General features: G+C 68.8%; 18 protein-coding genes. 6 read left to right on the top strand and 12 right to left on the bottom strand.

Annotated elements, in window-relative coordinates; all coding sequences use genetic code 11:
* Window positions 1-10: 10 nt before the first annotated feature.
* Window positions 11-2,203 (bottom strand): DUF6504 family protein, encoded by a 2,193-nt coding sequence (locus BLS81_RS09935; protein ID WP_256326171.1) that lies wholly within the window; start codon window positions 2,201-2,203, stop codon window positions 11-13.
* On the bottom strand, window positions 2,109-2,819 hold the full coding sequence (locus tag BLS81_RS09930; protein WP_093223756.1) for an ImuA family protein: 711 nt from the start codon (window positions 2,817-2,819) through the stop codon (window positions 2,109-2,111). Before BLS81_RS09930 ends, BLS81_RS09935 begins: the two co-directional genes overlap by 95 nt.
* A gap of 212 nt (window positions 2,820-3,031) precedes the next feature.
* Here BLS81_RS09930 and BLS81_RS09925 point away from each other — a divergent pair, with 212 nt between their 5' ends.
* From BLS81_RS09925 to BLS81_RS09915, 3 genes are all read left to right on the top strand, one after another.
* Complete coding sequence (locus tag BLS81_RS09925) at window positions 3,032-4,318, top strand: 3-methyl-2-oxobutanoate dehydrogenase (2-methylpropanoyl-transferring) subunit alpha (RefSeq protein WP_093223469.1); 1,287 nt, start codon at window positions 3,032-3,034, stop codon at window positions 4,316-4,318.
* Between the two features lie 247 nt (window positions 4,319-4,565).
* Complete coding sequence (locus BLS81_RS09920) at window positions 4,566-5,570, top strand: alpha-ketoacid dehydrogenase subunit beta (RefSeq protein ID WP_093223467.1); 1,005 nt, start codon at window positions 4,566-4,568, stop codon at window positions 5,568-5,570.
* A 94-nt stretch (window positions 5,571-5,664) separates the two neighbouring features.
* A complete protein-coding gene (locus tag BLS81_RS09915) occupies window positions 5,665-6,996 on the top strand; it encodes a dihydrolipoamide acetyltransferase family protein (protein WP_093223465.1) in 1,332 nt (443 codons plus the stop codon).
* Window positions 6,997-7,126: 130 nt separating this feature from the next.
* Here BLS81_RS09915 and BLS81_RS20420 read toward each other — a convergent pair whose 3' ends face one another.
* The 8 genes from BLS81_RS20420 to rpmI form a co-directional block, all read right to left on the bottom strand.
* Entirely contained in the window at window positions 7,127-7,273 is a 147-nt protein-coding gene (locus tag BLS81_RS20420) for a lmo0937 family membrane protein (protein WP_130155495.1), read from the bottom strand.
* Between the two features lie 94 nt (window positions 7,274-7,367).
* Window positions 7,368-8,282 carry a KPN_02809 family neutral zinc metallopeptidase gene (locus BLS81_RS09910; protein ID WP_093223464.1) on the bottom strand — a complete coding sequence of 305 codons (915 nt, stop codon included), beginning with the start codon at window positions 8,280-8,282 and terminating at the stop codon, window positions 7,368-7,370.
* An 86-nt stretch (window positions 8,283-8,368) separates the two neighbouring features.
* Window positions 8,369-9,238 carry an aldose 1-epimerase family protein gene (locus BLS81_RS09905; RefSeq protein WP_093223462.1) on the bottom strand — a complete coding sequence of 290 codons (870 nt, stop codon included), beginning with the start codon at window positions 9,236-9,238 and terminating at the stop codon, window positions 8,369-8,371.
* A gap of 11 nt (window positions 9,239-9,249) precedes the next feature.
* Window positions 9,250-11,625, bottom strand: a complete 2,376-nt coding sequence (gene pheT / locus BLS81_RS09900; RefSeq protein WP_093223461.1) for a phenylalanine--tRNA ligase subunit beta — start codon at window positions 11,623-11,625, stop codon at window positions 9,250-9,252.
* Window positions 11,626-11,731: 106 nt separating this feature from the next.
* A complete protein-coding gene (pheS, locus tag BLS81_RS09895; RefSeq protein ID WP_093223459.1) occupies window positions 11,732-12,814 on the bottom strand; it encodes a phenylalanine--tRNA ligase subunit alpha in 1,083 nt (360 codons plus the stop codon).
* Between the two features lie 56 nt (window positions 12,815-12,870).
* The gene (locus BLS81_RS09890) at window positions 12,871-13,491 is read right to left on the bottom strand and encodes a LysE family translocator (RefSeq protein WP_093223458.1); all 621 of its coding nucleotides are present in this window, start codon (window positions 13,489-13,491) and stop codon (window positions 12,871-12,873) included.
* A gap of 196 nt (window positions 13,492-13,687) precedes the next feature.
* The gene (rplT, locus tag BLS81_RS09885) at window positions 13,688-14,053 is read right to left on the bottom strand and encodes a 50S ribosomal protein L20 (protein WP_093223456.1); all 366 of its coding nucleotides are present in this window, start codon (window positions 14,051-14,053) and stop codon (window positions 13,688-13,690) included.
* Between the two features lie 18 nt (window positions 14,054-14,071).
* Window positions 14,072-14,275: a 50S ribosomal protein L35 gene (rpmI, locus tag BLS81_RS09880; protein WP_093223455.1), complete on the bottom strand. Its 204-nt coding sequence runs from the start codon at window positions 14,273-14,275 to the stop codon at window positions 14,072-14,074.
* A gap of 157 nt (window positions 14,276-14,432) precedes the next feature.
* Here rpmI and BLS81_RS09875 point away from each other — a divergent pair, with 157 nt between their 5' ends.
* On the top strand, window positions 14,433-16,574 hold the full coding sequence (locus tag BLS81_RS09875; protein ID WP_093223453.1) for an AsmA family protein: 2,142 nt from the start codon (window positions 14,433-14,435) through the stop codon (window positions 16,572-16,574).
* 183 nt (window positions 16,575-16,757) lie between these two features.
* Here the strand turns inward: BLS81_RS09875 and hisN are convergent, their stop codons facing one another.
* Both hisN and BLS81_RS09865 read right to left on the bottom strand, forming a co-directional pair.
* Window positions 16,758-17,540 (bottom strand): histidinol-phosphatase, encoded by a 783-nt coding sequence (hisN, locus tag BLS81_RS09870; protein WP_093223452.1) that lies wholly within the window; start codon window positions 17,538-17,540, stop codon window positions 16,758-16,760.
* Between the two features lie 538 nt (window positions 17,541-18,078).
* Window positions 18,079-18,378, bottom strand: coding sequence for a 4a-hydroxytetrahydrobiopterin dehydratase (locus BLS81_RS09865; protein ID WP_256326170.1), 300 nt, complete (start codon window positions 18,376-18,378; stop codon window positions 18,079-18,081).
* A gap of 46 nt (window positions 18,379-18,424) precedes the next feature.
* Between BLS81_RS09865 and ccmA the strand changes: the two genes are divergently transcribed.
* Both ccmA and BLS81_RS09855 read left to right on the top strand, forming a co-directional pair.
* Entirely contained in the window at window positions 18,425-19,015 is a 591-nt protein-coding gene (gene ccmA / locus BLS81_RS09860) for a heme ABC exporter ATP-binding protein CcmA (protein ID WP_093223449.1), read from the top strand.
* The gene (locus BLS81_RS09855; protein ID WP_371128267.1) at window positions 19,012-19,656 is read left to right on the top strand and encodes a heme exporter protein CcmB; all 645 of its coding nucleotides are present in this window, start codon (window positions 19,012-19,014) and stop codon (window positions 19,654-19,656) included. The genes ccmA and BLS81_RS09855 overlap by 4 nt, the downstream gene beginning before the upstream one ends.
* Window positions 19,657-19,673: the final 17 nt, after the last annotated feature.

Below are 19,673 nucleotides of genomic sequence, written 5' to 3'. Positions count from 1 at the left end.
GACCGGGCGATCATCCGAACGCGCCGTGGATGAACCAGGCGAGGTCGCCGGTTTCCGGGCGTTCGCCGTCGCCACGGCGGAACAGCCAGAAGCGGTGGCCGGCTTCGTCCTCTACGCGGAAGTAATCGCGCACCGAATCCGCCTCGATCGCGCGCCGCCACCATTCGCCGAGGATACGCTCCGGCCCGTCGGCGCGGACGACGCGATGCGTCTGGCCGCGCCAGGTGAAACGGCGCGGCGGCTGATCGGGCAGTTCGGCGATGACATGGTCGAGCGGCTCGGGCCGGCGCAGCAACCGCGCCGGGCGCGGCCAGCGAGGATGCCAGGGGTGGAGATCGACACCGCGATCGAGCCGGCGGACATCGTCGGGCTTCAGCCGGTCGATCGCGCGCGCCGCATCGGCGAGCGGCGCGGCGGGTTCGAGCGAGCGTTCGGGCACATCGCTCTCCACCGGCCGCATCCGCCACAGCCGCGCGTCGCCGATCCGGTTGGCGAGCATGTCGACCAGCGGCGCGATATCGGCGGCGCGTTCCTCAAGCCGTTCCTCGAACGGCTGCGCGCCGAGCGGATCGGCGCGGCGGACGTGGAGCGCGAGCGAATCGATGCCGTAGCCGGGGGCGATCTCCGCGATGCGGCGGGTGATGAGGCGCAGCATGTGCGCGGCATCGCGGCTCGGCCGGGCCAGCCCGATGCGGAGCCGCTGGGGGACGCCATCGATCCGGTCGGCGACCAGTTCGAGCATCCGCGCGCCCTTGCCGGCTTGCGCCAGCGCGGTGACGAGGCGTGGCACCAGCGTGTCCAGCCAATGCTCGATCGCCTCGGCGGTGGCGATCGGCTCGGCGAAGCGCTGCACGACCGCGATCGGCTCGGGCGGGACGACGGGGTCGAGCGGCTCGGCGACGCGGCCATGCGCCTGATCGAGCCGGGTGAGGAGCGCGTCGCCGAAACGGCGCGCGAGCGGCGCGCGCGGCAGCGCGGTGAGCTGCCCGACCGTCTCGACGCCGAGATGGACCAGCGCGTCGATGGCGGCGGGATCAAGGCGAAGCGCCGCGAGCGGCAGCGGCGCGATGGCGGCGGCGTGTTCGCCGGGCGGGACGATCACGACTCCGTCGCCCCGGCGCAGGCCGGGGCCGCTGTGTTTGGGGCGACCGTCCCGCCCAGGTGCACAGCGGCCCCGGCCTGCGCCGGGGCGACGGCCTTGGGTACCAAAGCGTGATATCGCCCAGGCCGCCCCCGGCGTATCGGCGATCGCGACGTGCGCGGTAAACCCCAACCGGGCGAGCAGCCGCACGATCCGCCGCGCCATCGCCGCCTCGCCGCCGAACAGATGCGCGGTGCCGGTGATGTCGAGCAACAGCCCGTCCGCGTCCGATACCGCCGCGATCGGCGTCCAGCGCCGCGCCGCGGCCGTGGCGAGGCGCAGCAAATCCGCAGCATCGCCCGCCGGATCGGCATCGCGGATGTCGAGGCCGGGCACCAACGCGCGCGCCTGCGTGATCGCCATGCCCGGCGCGAGGCCGAGCGCGCGCGCCGCCGGGCAGGCGGCGGCGATGACGAGGCGGCTGCCGTGCTTGAGGCTGGTGACGAGGGGGAGCGCTTCCCCGGTTTCCCGCGCAGGCGGAGGCCCAGAGTCGCGGACGCTATCGCCTGTGGCTCTGGACTCCCGCCTGCGCGGGAGACCGTTAGCACTCGGCCCAAGCGATTTCGGCAGCGAACCCGCCGGGCGGAACGGCTGGCCGCCGGTCGCCTCGTCGGGCGGCATCGCGCGGAACGGCATCGCCGCGGCCTCGCTGCGGCGGCCGAGATCGCGCAACGCGGGGCGCTGGTGCGCGGGCAGAGCCGCGATCTCGGCGGCGACCTTGGCCTTGCGCTGGCGCGCGGTCTCGAGATGCTCGGTAACGGGCGCGCGGTCGTCCGCACGCGCCCATTTCGCGCCGGGGCGCCAGCCGCTACCGCGCGGCACCGAGCAGGCGACGGCTTGCTCGGCGGCTGCGGCTTCAACGAGTGGGGCCGCGCCTCGGGCGAAGCCCGAGTCGTCGGACGGCGCTTCGCGCCGCCGGCCGCTTTCGGCGTGCCGCGAAATAGCTTCGCCATTACGACGTGCGCCTTCAGGCAGCATCGACGTAGGAATAGCGGTCCGCTCCATCCGCCGCAGCCGCTCGATCGGCCAGTCGGGCAGGTAGAGCGAGGCGACCCGTTTCATCGCATGCCTCCATGATGGTTTCGAAAGGTTCGCCGCCGCGCTGTCGCACCAGCGCAACGTGCCAGCACGCGCGCCCCACTCCCTCGACCGGGAGCGGCTCCGACGGCGCGCTGCCGATCCGCCAGCGCGTGATCGCGGCGGAGGGCACGTGGAGCGGGTTCCCGCCTTCGCGCGCATGCCGCTTGAGCAACAGCGCGATCGTCTTGCCGCCCTCGGCGGCGAGTTGCAGGCGGCGGGTGTTGGGCATGGCGGCGCGCTTGACCTCGCCGATCACCGCGCCGAGGCCACGGTGGCGCAAGCCCTCCTCCATCAGCGCGAGCACCTCGGCATCGTCGGCCGCCTCGGCATAGAGCACGCGTTCGGGATCGAGCCCGGCTTGGTACAGCCCCGGCGCGAACAGATCGCGTCGGCGCACCACCCACAACACCGGACCCCAGGCGCGCGCGGCGGCGCCCGCCATGAACAAAGTGGCGGCGGCATCGTCGCTGGGATCGGGGCTGGCGGCGGCGATCTCGTGGAGCGAATCGAGCCGCAGCCCGCCGCTCGCGATCCGTTCGTCGAGCGCGGCCACGCCGAACGGCAGCACCGGACGACGCTTGAAGCCGTCGCCCTGGATCGCCCGCAAGCTTTCGCGCAATTCTGCTATGGTGGCTGACGACACGATTCGACTCACTGCTGATCGTTCCTATTTTGTTCTCTTTGATGCGGGTGAGTCAATGGCCTTGCCGCCACAGGGCCTAGCCAAGACCGTTGAAATATAATAACAACGGCGCATAAGATGATTTCGGGCGTTTTTACGGACGTGCCGATGCGAATCGCGGAGAAGTGATGCCAAGCGACCATCCCGGCGCCAATCTGCCACCGCTGTCGTTGTACGTACCAGAGCCGCGCTTTCGGCCGGGCGACACGGTGGATTTCACCCAGGTCGCGCTGCCGCCCGCCGGCCAGGCGCGTCGGCCCGACACCGCCGAACCCGCTGCCACGTTCACCGACCTCGCCTATGATCTCATCCGCGTGCTCGATGCGGACGGGCAGGCGGTCGGTGCGTGGAACCCGCGGCTATCGCCCGATACGCTGCGCGCCATGCTGCGCAGCATGGTGACGGTGCGCGCGTTCGACGAGCGCATGTTCCGCGCGCAACGACAGGGCAAGACCAGCTTCTACATGAAATGCACCGGCGAGGAGGCAGTCGCGGTGTCGGCCGCCTTCGCGCTCGATCGCGACGACATGTGCTTCCCGTCATACCGCCAGCAAGGCCTGTTGGTCGCGCGCGGCTGGAGCCTGATCGACATGATGAACCAGATCTATTCGAACAAGGGCGATCGGCTGCAGGGCAAGCAGCTCCCGATCATGTATTCGGTGCGCGACGCCAGCTTCTTCTCGATCTCGGGCAACCTCACCACGCAATATCCGCAGGCGGTGGGCTGGGCGATGGCGAGCGCGGCCAAGGGCGATACGCGCATCGCCGCCGCCTGGTGCGGCGAGGGATCGACCGCCGAGGGCGATTTCCACTCGGCCTGCACCTTCGCGAGCGTGTACCGCGCGCCGGTGATCTTCAACGTCGTCAACAACCAATGGGCGATTTCGAGCTTCTCCGGGTTCGCCGGCGCCGAATCGACCACCTTCGCGGCGCGCGCGATCGGCTATGGCATCGCCGGGCTACGGGTGGACGGTAACGACGCGCTCGCGGTCTATGCCGCCACCGCCTGGGCCGCCGAGCGCGCCCGCACCAACCAGGGGCCGACGCTGATCGAGCATTTCACCTACCGCGTCGAAGGCCATTCGACCTCGGACGATCCCGGCCAGTATCGCTCCGCCGGCGAGGCGAGCGCGTGGCCGCTCGGCGATCCGATCACGCGGCTCAAGGATCATCTCATCGCGATCGGCGAATGGGACGAGGACGCCCATGCCGCGCAGGACAAGGAGGTCGCCGAAACGGTGCGCGCCGCGCAGCGCGAGGCGGAGGCCAACGGCATCCTCGGGCACGGGCTGCACCAGCCGCTCGATACGTTGTTCGACGGCGTGTTCGAGGAGATGCCGTGGCATTTGCGCGAGCAACAGGCGCAGATGCTCGCCGAAGAGACGGCGAGCGGCCGCCCGTGGGCGCGCAAGTGATGGACGGCATCATCGTCGCCCCGGCGCAGGCCGGGGCCGCTGCGTTTTGGGCAGCCAGTTCGCCAAATTACACAGCGGCCCCGGCCTGCGCCGGGGCGACGGGTTCGGTGACGTCTTCCCGAACCCCAATCGTCACCCCAGCCCAAGCTGGGGTCTCCAGCGGCTCACGCGCCCCCGACAACCAAAAGACCCCAGCTTTTGCTGGGGTGACGCAGGTGGAACTGTGACCAACACCCCAACCACCCGCATGAACATGATCCAGGCGATCAACTCGGCGATGGACGTGATGATGGATCGCGATCCCGCCGTGATCGTGATGGGCGAGGATGTCGGCTATTTCGGCGGCGTGTTCCGCGCGACCGCCGGGCTGCAGGCGAAATACGGCAAGACCCGCGTGTTCGATACGCCGATCACCGAGTGCGGCATCATCGGCGTCGCGGTCGGCATGGGCGCCTATGGGCTGCGGCCGGTGCCCGAAATCCAGTTCGCCGACTATATCTATCCCGCGCTCGACCAGTTGGTGAGCGAGGCGGCACGGCTGCGCTATCGCTCGGCGGGAGAGTTCATCGCGCCGATCACGGTGCGCTCGCCATTCGGCGGCGGCATCTTCGGCGGGCAGACGCATTCGCAAAGCCCCGAGGGCATCTTCACCCATGTCTCCGGCATCAAGACGGTGATCCCCTCGACTCCCTATGACGCCAAGGGGCTGCTGATCGCCGCGATCGAGGACAATGACCCGACACTCTTCTTCGAGCCCAAGCGCATCTACAACGGCCCGTTCGACGGCCATTGGGACCGCCCGACGCAGAACTGGTCGCAGCACCCGGCCGGCGCGGTGCCCGAGGGCTATTACAAGATCCCGCTTGGGCGTGCGAACGTGGTGCGCGAAGGCGAGGCGCTGACGATCCTCGTCTATGGCACGATGGTCCACGTCGCGAGCGCGGTGGTGGCGGAGGCCGGTGTAGACGCCGAGATCATCGATCTGCGCACGTTGGTGCCGCTCGACATCGAGACGATCGAGGCGTCGGTGAAGAAGACCGGGCGCTGCATGATCATCCACGAGGCGACTCGCACCGGCGGGTTCGGCGCGGAACTGTCGGCGCTGGTGCAGGAGCGCTGCTTCTACCATCTCGAAGCGCCGATCGAGCGTGTGACCGGCTTTGACACACCCTACCCGCACAGCCTCGAATGGGCGTATTTCCCCGGCCCGGTGCGGATCGGCGAGGCGCTGAAGAAAGTGATGAAGGACTGATGGGCCATCCCATCCCCGTTGGTGTCGAGCGAAGTCGAGGCACCTGCGCGGCCCCCTGTTTCTCGACTTCGCTCGAAACGAACGGATTACGGTAATGGCGCGCTTCACCTTCAAACTCCCCGATATCGGCGAGGGTATTTCCGAGGCCGAGATCGTCGCCTGGCACGTCGCGGTCGGCGACCGGGTCGAGGAGGACCAGCGCGTCGCCGACATGATGACCGACAAGGCGACCGTCGAGATGGAATCGCCTGTGTCTGGCACGGTGATCGAACTGGCGGGCGAGGTCGGCGAGCAGGTCTCGATCGGCGCGGCGCTGGTGGTGATCGAGACCGACGTGATCGACATGGACGCGGAGGAAGCGCCGGCGTTGCGCCCGATCGACTTGCCCGCACCGGCGGAGCAGGCGTTCGAGGCGGAGAATCCGGGGGTTGAGGAGGTCACCCAACCTGTTCCGCTCCCTGAAAGGGAGGGGCTAGGGGTGGGTCGGCCCGAGGCCGATCGTGCGCCCGTCACGACCCAACCCACCCCCGCCCCCTCCCTTGTTCAAGGGAGGGGAGAAGATGCGAAGATCCTCGCCTCACCCGCCGTCCGCGAGCGCGCCAAGGATCTCGGCATCGATCTCGCGCAGGTGAAGCCCGCCGAGGGCGAGCGCATCCGCCACGCCGATCTCGACGCCTATCTGCGCTACGGGTTTGCGCAGGGCTATCACGCGCCGAACGCCGCCCGCGCGCGGCCCGACGAGACGATCAAGGTCATCGGCATGCGCCGCCGTATCGCCGAGAACATGGCGGCCTCCAAGCGCGCGATCCCGCATTTCACCTATGTCGACGAGATCGACGTCACCGCGATCGAGGACATGCGCGCCGATCTCAACGCCAATCGTGGTGATCGCCCCAAGCTCACGATGCTGCCGCTGCTGATCGCGGCGATCTGCAAGACGATTCCCGCCTTCCCGATGCTCAACGCGCGCTATGACGACGAAGCGGGCGTGGTGACGAGGGCTGGCGCGGTGCATCTCGGCATGGCGACGCAGACCGACGCCGGGCTGATGGTGCCGGTGATCCGCGATGCGCAGGACCGGAATGTGTGGCAATTGGCGGCCGAGATCGCGCGACTGGCCGAGGCGGCGCGCACCGGCAAGGCGAGCAGCGCGGAACTGTCGGGATCGACGCTGACGGTGACGTCGCTCGGCCCGCTCGGCGGGATTGCGACCACGCCGGTCATCAACCGGCCCGAAGTGGCGATCATCGGCCCGAACAAGATCGTCGAGCGCCCGGTATTCCGGGGCGACGACATCGTCCGCGCCAAGCTGATGAACCTGTCGATCAGTTGCGACCACCGCGTGGTCGATGGCTGGGATGCGGCGAGCTTCGTGCAGGCGCTCAAGCGCTATCTGGAAACGCCGGTGCTGTTGTTCGCGGGCTGAGCGTCCGCGCGGGGCGTGCGGGAATTCAACCCGTTCGTCCTGAGCGAAGTCGAAGGACGTGCCACCGGCATTACGCTTGGGGCACGTGCTTCGACAAGCTCAGCACGAACGGAGTGTCTTCGTTAGGTCGTTATAGCGCGCGGCGGCCGGTGATGAGCTGAATAACCACGACGATGACGGCGATCACCAGCAGCAGGTGGATCAAACCACCGCCGATATGCACGGCGAAGCCGAGCAGCCACAGAACGACGAGGATGACGGCGATAGTATACAGCATGGTTCAGGCTCCTCCTACTTGAACACTTAACGTCGCGCGGGGCGAAGGCGTTCCGCCTGCGTGACAAAACGTTGCTGATTAACGCCGTGATTTTTCAGATCGCTCCCGAAAACGTGTCGCATCGCGCGGGATCGCCGCTGTCGAGACCGGTCTGGAGCCAGTGCTGGCGCTGCGCCGAGGTGCCGTGGGTGAAGCTGTCGGGCACCACCCGGCCCTGCGCCTGCTTCTGGAGCGTGTCGTCGCCGATCGCGTACGCGGCGGTCATGCCCTCCTGGATATCGCCCGGATCGAGCCGGTCGCGGTTCTGCGCGGCCCAGACGCCGGCATAGCAATCGGCCTGCAGTTCGAGCCGCACCGACATGCGGTTGCCCTCGGCCTCGCTGCCGCTACGCTCGGCCTGCGCGACCTTGGCCGAGGTGCCGAGCAGATTCTGGATATGATGCCCGAATTCATGCGCGATCACATAATCCTGCGCGAAATCGCCCTTGGCGCCGAAGCGATTGCCGAGTTCGTCGAAGAAGCTGGTGTCGAGATACACGCCCTGGTCCTGCGGGCAGTAGAACGGGCCCATCGCGCTCTGCGCGGCGCCGCAGCCGGACTGGCCGCTGCCCGAATAGAACACCAGCTTGGGCGCGACGAACCGCTCTCCCGATTGCTGGAAGATCGCCGCCCAGGTCTTGTCGGCCGAACTGAACGCGTTGCACGCGACTTTGCTGGCGGCATCGATCGTGCAGCTCGATTTGGTATCGGTGCCGTGGCGCGCGCTCTGCTCGCTCGGCGCGCTCGTCCGCACGCCGCTGCCACCGCCGCCGAGGCTGCCCAGCCCGCCGAACACCGCGAGCGCGATCAACAGGATCACCACGCCGCCGCAGCCGAAGCGGCTGAACACCATCGGCAGCAGCCCGAACAACAGCCCGCCGCCGCCGCCACCACCGAACCCGAAGCCGCCGCCACCCTGGCCGCGCTGATCCTCGACATTGATGTTCGGATCGAAATCGTCGAGACGCATCGCGCTGGCCCTTCACAATTCGGTGTCGCTGGCATCCTGAATGCGCAAGCGCGACGGTCGTTGCAAGGGCGTGCCGATTTTCGCGCTCAGCGCAGCGTGATCTCCATCCGGCACGTCCAGCTTCCGCCTGGAGCGATCTCGAACACGCCGGGCTTGTCGCGGAAATCGCCGGTGAAGCCCTGCGGATCGGCGATGCCGTGCCACGGCTCGATGCAGATGAACGCCGAACCAGGCTTGGTCCAGATGCCGAGCTTGTCGGTATCGGGGAAGGCGATCTCGAGCTGCGGCCCGCCTTCCACGCCGTAGCTGACGCGGCGCGAGGCGAGGCCGTTCCAGATCAGCGCATCGTCCGCGAACAGCGCGTCCGACAGGTGCAGCACACGCCCCTCGAGCGGCGACGCGCGTTCGCCCGGTGCCGCGAGGCCGTCCTTCAGCGCGACCAATCCGCCGGTCTCGTCGGCGTCGAACGCGATACGGTGCCCGGCGCGCGGCGCGCCATAAGGGAGCGGCCAGGCGAAAGCGGGATGGAAGCCGAAACTCGCCGGCATCGGCGCGTCGCCACGATTGGCGATGGTGATCGCATTGGTCAGCGTCGCGCCTTCGATTGCATATGCCGCGTCGAGCGCGAAGGCGAACGGATAGACCGCGCGCGTCTCGGCATCGTCCTCCAGCCGGAAGCGCGCATGCGATCCGCCCTGTTCGACCAGTGTGAAGTCGCGGCGCCGCGCGAAGCCGTGCTGCTTCATCGGATATTCCGCGCCGTCGAGCCGCAGCACATCGCCGTTCAGCCGCCCGACGAACGGGAACAGGAGCGGCGCATGGCCGGTCCAGAACGCGGGATCGGCATCGGTCATCAGTTCGCGACCGTGCGGGTCGCGCAGGTGCGTCAGTTCCGCGCCGAACGGGTTGATCGCCGCCGACAGCCCCGTACCCGCAATCTCGATCAGGTCAGCCATGTTCGTCTCCCTTAACCGCGCAGCACCGCACCCTGCTTCGCCGCCGCAGCGACGATCTTGTCGGCGACCGCTTTCAGGGCGTCCTCGGTGAAGCTCTTGTCGGTCGGTTGCAGCGTCACCTCGATCGCGATCGACCGGACACCGTCGCGCTCAAACAGGTCGAACAGCCGCGCCGCCGTGATCGTCGCCTTGTCCGCGCCCTTCACCGCGCGCACCAGCGCGTCGGCGGCAAGGCCGGCGGGGACGGTGAAGGCGAAGTCGCGCCGCACCGGCTGGAGCGCGGGCGGGGCATAGGCGGGGCGCATGAAGCCTGTTGCGCCGCGCTTGGCGGGAATCGCGTCGAGATACAGTTCGACCGCGGCGACCGTGCCGTCGAGATCGAACGCGCGGGCGGTGAGCGGATGAACGATGCCGAAGGCGGCAAGCACGGTCTTGGGGCCGAGCCGCAGCGTGCCCGATTGGCCGGGATGCCAATGCGCGCCGGCTTCGCCGAAGATCTGCAGATTCTCGACCGGCGCACCTGCCGCCGCGAGCAAGGTGATCGCCTCCGCCTTGGCGTCGAACGCGTCGAAGCCCTGCGCCTTGCCAGCCTGCCAGCCGCGCGCGCGCTTCTCGCCGGCGAGGACGACGCCCAAGGTCGGCCGCTCGGCATCGGCGAGATAGCGGCGGCCGATCTCGAACAGCCGCACACCATCCGCACCGCGCTTGAGGTTGCGCGCGGCTGCGGAGAGCAGGCCCGGCAGCAGCGACGGGCGCATCACCTTCAAGTCTTCGCTGATCGGGTTGGCGAGGCTCCACGCGCCGCCGCCGAACGGTGCGGCTTCGGCGTCGGAGAGGAAGCTCCACGTCACCGCTTCGTTGAGGCCACGCGCGGCGGCGGCGCGGCGGACGCGGCGCTCGGTCTTCTGTTCGGGGGTGGCGGTCGGCGTGGCGACGCCGGGCAAGCGCGGCAGCGGCACCGGCGGCACGTGATCGATCCCCTCGATGCGAATCACCTCTTCGACGAGATCGGGCACGCCCTCCACGTCGCGGCGCCAGCTTGGCACGCCGACGTGCCAGTCCGCCGACACGGTGAAGCCAAGGCTTTCGAGGATCGCCTGCTGACGCTCGGGCGCGACCGCGAGGCCGCCGAGCGTCTCCGCGCGCGCCGGATCATAGGCGATCACGGTCGCGGGCACCGGCGGCTCGCCGGCGCGGGTGATGCCGCCGGGCGTGCCGCCGCACAGGTCCAGCACCAGCGCGGTCGCGATGGCGAGGCCGTCCTCGACGAAGGCGGGATCGACGCCGCGTTCGAACCGCTGGCGCGCATCGCTGGTGACGCTGAGCTTCTGCCCAGTGCGGGCGATGGTCTCGGGATCGAAATAGGCGCATTCGATCAGCACATCGGTGGTCGCATCGCTGCACCCCGACGATTCGCCGCCGATGATGCCGGCGATGCCGAGCGCCTGCGCGTCGTCGGCGATGACGGTCATGCTCTCGTCGAGCGTATAGGTCTTGCCGTTGAGCGCAAGCACCTGCTCGCCGGGCGTGGCCTTGCGCGCGACGAGCCCGCCCGACAGCTTCGCACAATCATAGACGTGCAAGGGCCGGCCAAGATCGAACGACACATAGTTGGTGATATCGACCAAAGCCGAGATCGGCTTCTGCCCGATCGCCTTGAGGCGGCGCGCCATCCATTCGGGCGCGGCGCCGTTGCTGACGCCAGCGACGGTCTGGCCGTAGAAGGCGGGGCAGCCGACCGTATCCTCGATGCGGATATCCGGTCCCGCGCCCTCGCCCGCGACCGGCGCCGGGGTGACCGTGCTGCCCGGCACGACCAGCGGCTTCAACCGCCCCAACCCGGCGGCGGCGAGATCGCGGGCGATGCCGCGCACGCCCATGCAGTCCTGCTTGTTGGGCGTGATCGCGACGTCGATCACCGGATCGTTGAGGCCGGTATAGTCGGGATAAGCGGTGCCGACCGGCGCGTCGGCGGGCAGTTCGATGATGCCGTCGTGATCGTCGCCGAGTTCGAGTTCGCGCGTCGAGCACATCATGCCATTCGAGACGACGCCGCGAATCTCCGCGACCTTGAGCACCATACCGTTGGCGGGGACGGTCGCGCCGGGCATGCCGAACACGCCGACCAGGCCGGCGCGCGCGTTGGGCGCGCCGCAGACGACCTGCATCGGGCCCTCGCCGGCATCGACCGACAGGACTTGCAGCTTGTCCGCCTGCGGGTGGCGCTCGGCGGTGAGCACCTTCGCCACGCGGAACGGGGCGAGCTTGGCGCCGGGGTTCTCGACGCTCTCGACCTCGAGGCCGATGCGGGTGAGCGTGTCGGTGATCTCGTCCAGCGACGCGCTGGTGTCGAGATGGTCGTGGAGCCAGGAGAGGGTGAATTTCATGCGATCCGTCCGTCACCCCAGCGCACGCTGGGGTCTTTCTGTAGGGTGGCGGTGAGGTCCGCCACGGGGAGACCCCAGCTTGCGCTGGGGTGACGATCAACGAGGGTCACGCCCCCACCCCGCCGCTCAGGGTCGGCACGTCGAGCGCGGAAAAGCCGTAATGTTTGAGCCAGCGCGCGTCGCCGTCGAAGAAGGCGCGCAGATCGTCCATACCGTACTTGAGCATCGCCAGCCGGTCGATCCCGCAGCCGAACGCAAAACCCTGCCATGCGTCGGGATCATAGCCGCCCGCCGCGATGACCGAACGGTGGACCATCCCGCTACCAAGGACTTCCATCCAGCCGTCGCTGCCACCGATCACGCGCTTGCCGTTCACCACCGAGAAGCCGACATCGACTTCCGCCGAAGGCTCGGTGAAGGGGAAGTAGCTCGGGCGCAGCCGCAGCACGATGTCGTCGCGCTCGAAGAACGCCTTGAGGAACGTCTCCAGCGTCCATTTGAGATGGCCGAGCGTGATGCCCTTGTCGATCACCAGCCCCTCGACCTGATGGAACATCGGCGTGTGCGTGGCGTCGCTGTCGCTGCGATAGGTGCGGCCCGGCGCGATGATGCGGACCGGCTTAGTGCCGCCCGCCGCCTGCATCGCGCGGATTTGCACCGGCGAGGTATGCGTGCGCAGCACGCGCGCTTCCTCGCCATCCTTCGCGTTGAGGTAGAAGGTATCGTGCATCGCGCGCGCCGGATGCGTCTCGGGCATGTTGAGCGCGGTGAAATTATACCATTGCGTCTCGATCTCGGGGCCGGTCGCGACCGCGAAGCCGAGATCGGCGAAGATTTCGGCGAGTTCGTCCATCACCTGGCTGACCGGATGGATGCTGCCGACCGGCGCGGCCTCGGCGGGGAGCGTCATGTCGAGCGTCTCGCGCGCGAGCTTCGCGTCGAGTTCGGCGCGGTCGAGCGCGGCCTTGCGGTCGGCGATCGCGGTCGTGACGGTTTCGCGCAGCGCCTGAATGCGCGGACCTTGCTGCTGGCGCTCGTCGGGCGACATGCCACCGAGCGTCTTGAGCAGCGCCGTCACCGCGCCCTGCTTGCCGAGCGCGGCGACGCGGACGGCGTCGAGCGCGTCGAGACTGTCGGCGGCGGCGATCCGCGCGGTCAGGTCGGTCTGGAGGTGGTCGAGATCAGCCATGTTGGATTCCTTGTACGCGGGCGCACGAAGCCGAGCGCGCGGCTCAGGTCAAGCGGTCAGACGCGGCTGCCGAGCAGCGCCGCGCCGAAACCGATGAAGATCAGCCCGGAGGCGCGGTTGAACAGCCGCCGCCGGTTGGCGGGCGCCAGCCACGCCGCGAGCGACCGCCCGCCCAGCGCATAGACGCAATACCAACCGCCCTCGATCGCCACGAAGCTGGCGACGAGAATGCCGAGCTGCGGCAGAAACGGGCGATGCAGATCGAGAAACTGCGGGAACAGCGCGGCAGCGAACACGATCAGCTTGGGGTTGGAGAGGCCGGTGCCGAGCCCGGTCAGGTACAGCGCGCGGAGCGAACGCTGCGGCGTCGCCTCGCCGTCTTGCGCGCTGCCGACGGGCGCGCGCCACGCCTTGATGCCGAGCCACACGAGATACGCCACGCCGACATAGCGGATCGCCGTATAGAGCACCGGCGACGCCTTGAGCAGCGCCCCCAGCCCCGCCGCCGAAGCGAGCAGGCACAGCAGCACTGCGCTCATCAGCCCCGCCATCGACGCCATCGTGCGGCGCGGGCCGTGCTGGATGCTCTGCACCATCACGTGCAGCATGTTGGGGCCGGGCGTGCCGGCGATCAGGAAGACGACGGTGACGTAGAGCCACCAGGTGTTCAGCGCCATGACGGGTTCCTAGAAGGTTGCGATCCCCCAACCCGTTCGCCCTGAGCGAAGTCGAAGGGCGTGTCCGGGCCGAAGCGTGTGGGGCACGTGCTTCGACTTCGCTCAGCACGAACGGAGTGAGAGGGCGGACTCCAGATACGAAAAGGGCGCCGGTGTTGCCACCGACGCCCCGTGTCTCGTCTCGCGACAGGTCGCCTCAGGCGGCCTGGGGCAGAGCCGCCTTCGCCTGCGCGATGATCGCGCTAAACGCAGCACCTTCGTGCATCGCGATGTCGGCCAGAACCTTCCGGTCCAGTTCGACGCCGGCGAGCTTCAGGCCGTGCATGAAGGTGGCATAGGTCAGCCCCTCGACGCGCACGGCGGCGTTGATGCGCTGAATCCATAGCGCGCGGAAGTTGCGCTTCTTAACCTTGCGGTCGCGATACGCATACTGGCCGGCCTTTTCGACCGCCTGACGGGCGATGCGGATCGTGTTCTTGCGACGGCCGTAATAGCCCTTCGCCTGATCGAGAATCCGATTGTGCTTGGCGCGGGTGGTTACACCCCGTTTTACGCGTGCCATCTATCTATATCCTTCCGCTCAACGCAGGCCGTAAGGCGCCCAGGCCTTCACCGCGGCGGTGTCTGCCTTGGCGAGAACCTTGGTGCCGCGGTTCTGGCGGATGTACTTGCCGTTGTGGTGCAACAGGCGGTGGCGCTTGCCGGCGACGCCGTGCTTCAACAGGCCGGTGGCGGTGAGCTTGAAGCGCTTCTTCACGCCGCTCTTGGTCTTGAGTTTGGGCATTTTCGTCCTTTCATGTTCGCGACGATCTATGAACGGCCACGGCAGCCCATACCGGCCGGGCAGTTCCTCTTACTCGCGGGAAGCGGGGCGCTTAGCGATTCGCGGGGCCAAATGCAACCGCCGGAACCGCTTTATGCGACCGCGGGTTTGTCACACCATGGAAAGCGCCGTCCGCACGCCGTCTGCCCTCGACGATTCCGCCCCCCGCCCGCCCCGGCGGCGGCTCGGGCGCGGCTGGCGGATCGCACGCAACATCGTGATCGGCGTCCTGGCCGCGATCTTCCTCGTCTGGCTGGTGTTGTACATCACCAAGGGCCGCTTCCTCAAACATCCATTCGAGCGGATCACCGCCGGGCTGATCGAGCGCGACGTGACGGTGCGCGGCGACTTCCAGCTCTATTTCGACCCCTTCACGATCAAGTTCCTCGCCGAGGGGATGCGCATCTCCAACCCTAAATGGGCGACACGCCCCGATCTGTTCGAGGCGGGCCGGATCGACACGCGCATCGCGCCGCTGTCGCTGATCTGGGGACGCAAGCGGCTGCACTTCCTCGATCTCACCCAGGGCGCGATCGATCTCGAATGGGATGCGTCGCATACCCGCAACAGCTGGACGTTCGGCGAGAAGAAGACCGACGCCAAGCCGCTCGTGCTGCCGATCGTCCAGCGCGCGCTCGTCGCGCAGACCCGCTTGCGCTACCGCGATCCGCGCATGCGGCTGACCGCCGATCTGTCGTTCGAGCCGATCCGGTCGCGCGGCACCAGCATCACGCAATCGATCCGCTTCACCGGCACCGGCGTGGTGCGCGACACGCCCTTCACGCTGTCAGGCGCGCTGCTCTCGCCCAACGACACCGTCCGACGCGGCAAGAACGAACTGCGATTGACCGCCAACGCGGCGCATAACGTGATCGACGTCTCGGGCACGCTGCCGGGCCTGACCGATATCGAGGGCGTACCGCTCGACGTGAAGGCGCGCGGGCGCAACGCCGCCGAACTGCTCGGCATCATCGGCGTCGTCATCCCGCGCACGCGCACCTACACCGCGCGCGCGCAACTGGTGAAGACCGGCGAGGAATATGCCTTCACGCACATGGTCGGTCGGTTCGGCGCGAGCGACCTGTCGGGCCGCTTCACGATCCGCAACATCAAGCCGCGGCTCAAGATCGACGCAGCGCTGACGACACGCTCGCTCGACATCGTCGATGCCGCGCCGTTCATCGGCTACAACCCCGATACCGTCGCCGCCAAGGGCGCGGTCGCCGCCGCCGCCGAGACCGGCGCGGCGCCGGCGCGCGTGCTGCCCGACGCCAATCTGCGCGTCGATGCGATTCGGAATTTCGATGCCGACGCGCATTGGACCGTCGGCGTGGTGCGATCGCGCAACGTGCCGATCTCGCACATCGACCTCACCGTCTCGCTGGTCGATCGGCTGCTCAAGCTGTCGCCGCTCACCTTCTCGATGGCGCGCGGCAATGTCGCCGCCGACATCGTGATGGACGAGCGCCGCGCGCCGATGCACACCGATTACGACATCCGCCTCGCGCCGACGCCGATGGGCAAGCTGCTCGCCGGCTATGGCGTGGCCGAGGCGGGGACGACCGGCGTGGTCAAGGGCCGCATCCAGCTCGCCGGGGTCGGCGATACCCTGCACGATTCGCTGTCGAACGCGCGCGGGCGCATCGCCTTCATCATGCCCGAGGGCACGTTCTGGACGCGCAACGTGCAGATCGCCGAACTCGACATCGGCACGTTCGCGCAGAAGATGTTCCAGGGCAAACTCAAGGAGCCGGTCCATATCAACTGCGGGCTGATCGGCTTCACGGTTCGGAACGGCGTCGCGGCGGCGGACCCGATCCTGATCGACACGACCAAGAACGTCATGCTCGGCCGCGGCGGCTTCAGCTTCCGCAACGAGGCCATCGACATGGCGTTCCGCGCCGACGGCAAGAAGTTCAGCCTGTTCTCAGGCCAGTCGCCGGTCGGCATCCAGGGTAGCTTCGCCAAGCCGGCGATCAACCCGATCAGCGGCGATCTGATCGCGCGCGCCGGTGCGGGGATCGGGCTGGGCGTGGTCGGCACGCCGCTCGCGGCGGTGCTGGCGTTCGTCGATGTGGGCGACGCCAAGGGCGCGAAGTGCGGGCCGGTGCTGGCGGGCGCGCCGGCCGCGGCACAGCGCACCGCCAGCGGCAAGCCGCGCGACGATGTCGGCAATGGCACAACGGCGAAGTCCGAGAGCGGCAAGGCGGCACCGGGCGAGAAGCGCGCGCAGCGTAAGAAGTTCCTGGGGATCTTCTGACGCTCGGGAATAGAGGCGCATGCCCCAGGCCCCGGGCTTCGACTTCGCTCAGCCCGAACGGGGATGGTTTACCCTGTATCCCGCCCGTTCGTCCTGAGCGCAGTCGAAGGACGTGCCACAGCCGCGGCTTTTGAGACACGTGCTTCGACTGCGCTCAGCACGAACGGTTTGGGTAAACGCTTCTCAATGCCCCCGGCAGGCCATCGTTTCGAGGATTTCCTCGATCCGCGCGGGGTCGCCCGCCGCGATCACCTCGCCGATGCTGTCGGCGGTGAGCGGATCGCCCTGCCAGTCGCACATCCGCCCGCCCGCGCCCTCGACGATCGGCACGAGCGCGGCGAAATCGTGCAGCTTGAGCCCCGCCTCGACGACGATGTCGAGCCAGCCGCTCGCCACGCACCCGTAATTGTAGCAATCGCCGCCCAGCACCGTGCTCATCACCGCGCCGTCGAGATGCTCGAACGCGTGCAACTGGCGGTCGTCGAACAGCGCGGGCGAGGTGGTGCCGAGCAGCGCCGCCGCCAGATCGGGGCAGCGCCGCGTCGTCGCCGGCTGGCCGTTGAACAGCGTGGGGCGGCCGATCGTGCCGACCCAGCGCTCCTTGAGGATCGGTTGGTCGAGCACGCCGAGCACCGGCCAGCCCTCTGCGACCAGCGCGATCAGCGTGCCGAAGATCGGCCGTCCCGAGATGAACGCGCGCGTGCCGTCGATCGGATCGAGCACCCAGGCGCGCCCGCTGGTCCCCTCACGGACGCCATATTCCTCGCCGATGATCGCATCGTCGGGGAAGCGCTGCTCGATCAGCGCGCGCATCGCCGCTTCCGCCGCGCGGTCGGCGAGCGTGACGGGCGAGGCGTCGTCCTTCGCCTCCAGCCCGGCGGACTGGCGATAATAGGGGCGGATCGCCGCACCCGCCGCTTCGGCGAGGGCTGTGGCGAGATCGAGATCGGCGGCGGAGACACGCATGGGTTCGGCCTAGCCCCGCCGGGCACGATCCGCCAGAGCCTCGGCCCACGCGGTCCGTTTTTTGCGCGGGCACCTTGGCCGCGCGCGGCGGGTTAGGATTTTCCGCCAGAATTTGGTGCTTCGTGCCGGCGCCATATGCGAGCCTCACCAGGAGAAATCGCCCATCTCTTTGTAGGAGCGAGGTTTTTCAACTCTGGCACGCTCTCTGCAAAGTCCCTGGCATCGGTCGCCGGATGGTCCGGCGCACCGCTGAAAAGGGACTATCACCATGAACGCTCGTTTCGAATCGCTTCAGCAAGTCGCCACCTCGCTCGTCGGCGCGCTGCTTCTCACCGTCGTGCTCGTCAGCACCGCCGTCTCGGTCGCCCCGATCGCATGATCGGGGACGCCAGGGAGGCCGCGATGGCCCGGCCGATCACCTTCGCCGTCGTCTCGTTCGTGCTGACCAGCCTGTTGCTGCTTGGCCATTTCCGGATCGCCGGGCTGCTCTGACGCCCGGCGACACGCTCAGTGCGAACGTCCTGACGCCGCCGCGGATCTACACCAACAACGCCTCGATCGACCGGGCGAGATCGATGTCGCGGTGCGACAGCCCGCCCGCATCATGCGTGGTCAGCAGGATATCGACCCGGTTCCAGACGTTGCTCCATTCGGGATGGTGATCGGCCTTCTCGGCGAGCAACGCGACGCGCGCCATGAAGCCGAACGCCGCCGAGAAATCCGCGAAGGTGAAGGTGCGCGTGATCGCGTCGCGCGCCTCGTCATAATCCCATTCGTCGAGTTCATCGAGCGCATCGGCGCGCTCGATATCGTTCAGTTGCTCCACCATCGCGTGCATCCTCTTGGCTGGCGCAGAGCGCGCCTTCTCGCCTAAGGCATAGCCGATGGCCGACCCCGATCAACCGCCCCGCCTCGCCTTTCATGGCGTCACCGGCGCGCGCGGCGGCCGCACGCTGTTCGAACGACTGAGCTTCATCCTCGCGCCCGGCGACGCCGCGCTGGTGACCGGGCCGAACGGCGTGGGCAAATCGAGCCTGTTGCGGATCGCGGCCGGGCTGCTCGCCCCGGCCGAAGGGCTTGTCGAGGCGCCGCGCTGTGCGGTGATGGCGGAAGCCGCCGCGCTCGATCCCGGGCAAACGCTCGCGGCCGCGCTGCGCTTCTGGGCGGCGCTCGACCCTGTGCCCGCCCCGAAAGACCGGGTCGCCGCCGCGCTCGCCGCGACCGGGCTGGCCGCGCTGGCGTCCGTCCCGGTGCGGCTGCTCTCGACCGGCCAGCGCCGCCGCGCCGCGCTCGCGCGCGTGGTGGCGAGCCGCGCGCCGCTCTGGCTGCTCGACGAGCCCGCCAACGGCCTCGACACCGCGAGCGTCAGCACGCTCGAAGCGCTGGTCGCCGATCACCGCGCGCGCGGCGGCATCGCGGTCGTGGCGACGCATACCGACGTGACGCTACCGGGCGCGCACCGGATCGCGCTGTGAACGGCATCGGCCGCCTCATCGCGCGCGACCTGCGGCTTGCCTGGGCCGGGGGCGGCATCGTCAACCCGGTCGCGTTCTTCCTGCTCGTCGCGATCCTGTTTCCGTTCGCGGTCGGCCCCGATATCGTCCTGCTCGCGCGGATTGGTGGCGGCGTGATCTGGGCGGCGGCGTTGCTCGCGGCGCTGCTGCCGGTCGAGCGGCTGATCGGCCCCGATGCCGAGAGCGGGGTGTTCGATCAGCTCGGCGTGCGCGGCTTTTCGATGGCGGGTGTCGCGGCGGCCAAGATGCTCGCGCATTGGCTGAGCTTCGCGCCGCCGCTGATGCTGGCGGCGGTGGTCGCGGCCGGGCTGCTCGGGCTGCCGGCGGCGACGCTCGGCCGGGTCGAACTCGGGCTGCTGATCGGCACCCCCGGCCTCGCCGCGCTGGCGCTCGCCACGTCGGCGCTGATCGCGGGGATGCGCGGCGCGGGCGCGCTCGCCGGGCTGCTGATGCTGCCGCTCGCGGTGCCGCTGCTGATCTTCGGCGCGGGCGCGCTCGAGGGCGGCGCGGGCGCGCTGAAACTGCTCGGTGCGGTCAGCCTCGTGCTGGTCGCGGGCGCGCCGTTCGTCGCGGGCGCGGCGATGCGGGTGGCGATGGAGTAATCGACGTCGCCCCGGCG

It is taken from the genome of Sphingomonas sp. NFR15, assembly GCF_900103265.1.
Classification (GTDB): Bacteria; Pseudomonadota; Alphaproteobacteria; order Sphingomonadales; family Sphingomonadaceae; genus Sphingomonas; species Sphingomonas pollutisoli.
Note: the sequence above shows the minus strand (reverse complement) of the source record. Positions and strands in the feature narration are given on the sequence as shown.

Excerpts from the sequence above, each read along its gene's own strand:
- BLS81_RS09935 (WP_256326171.1), bottom strand. The coding sequence starts at position 2,203 with ATGAAACGGGTCGCCTCGCTCTACCTGCCCGACTGGCCGATCGAGCGG.
- BLS81_RS09925 (WP_093223469.1), top strand. The coding sequence starts at position 3,032 with ATGCCAAGCGACCATCCCGGCGCCAATCTGCCACCGCTGTCGTTGTAC.
- BLS81_RS09920 (WP_093223467.1), top strand. The coding sequence starts at position 4,566 with ATGAACATGATCCAGGCGATCAACTCGGCGATGGACGTGATGATGGAT.
- BLS81_RS09915 (WP_093223465.1), top strand. The coding sequence starts at position 5,665 with ATGGCGCGCTTCACCTTCAAACTCCCCGATATCGGCGAGGGTATTTCC.
- BLS81_RS20420 (WP_130155495.1), bottom strand. The coding sequence starts at position 7,273 with ATGCTGTATACTATCGCCGTCATCCTCGTCGTTCTGTGGCTGCTCGGC.
- BLS81_RS09910 (WP_093223464.1), bottom strand. The coding sequence starts at position 8,282 with ATGCGTCTCGACGATTTCGATCCGAACATCAATGTCGAGGATCAGCGC.
- BLS81_RS09905 (WP_093223462.1), bottom strand. The coding sequence starts at position 9,238 with ATGGCTGACCTGATCGAGATTGCGGGTACGGGGCTGTCGGCGGCGATC.
- pheT (WP_093223461.1), bottom strand. The coding sequence starts at position 11,625 with ATGAAATTCACCCTCTCCTGGCTCCACGACCATCTCGACACCAGCGCG.
- pheS (WP_093223459.1), bottom strand. The coding sequence starts at position 12,814 with ATGGCTGATCTCGACCACCTCCAGACCGACCTGACCGCGCGGATCGCC.
- BLS81_RS09890 (WP_093223458.1), bottom strand. The coding sequence starts at position 13,491 with ATGGCGCTGAACACCTGGTGGCTCTACGTCACCGTCGTCTTCCTGATC.
- rplT (WP_093223456.1), bottom strand. The coding sequence starts at position 14,053 with ATGGCACGCGTAAAACGGGGTGTAACCACCCGCGCCAAGCACAATCGG.
- rpmI (WP_093223455.1), bottom strand. The coding sequence starts at position 14,275 with ATGCCCAAACTCAAGACCAAGAGCGGCGTGAAGAAGCGCTTCAAGCTC.
- BLS81_RS09875 (WP_093223453.1), top strand. The coding sequence starts at position 14,433 with ATGGAAAGCGCCGTCCGCACGCCGTCTGCCCTCGACGATTCCGCCCCC.
- hisN (WP_093223452.1), bottom strand. The coding sequence starts at position 17,540 with ATGCGTGTCTCCGCCGCCGATCTCGATCTCGCCACAGCCCTCGCCGAA.
- BLS81_RS09865 (WP_256326170.1), bottom strand. The coding sequence starts at position 18,378 with ATGCACGCGATGGTGGAGCAACTGAACGATATCGAGCGCGCCGATGCG.
- ccmA (WP_093223449.1), top strand. The coding sequence starts at position 18,425 with ATGGCCGACCCCGATCAACCGCCCCGCCTCGCCTTTCATGGCGTCACC.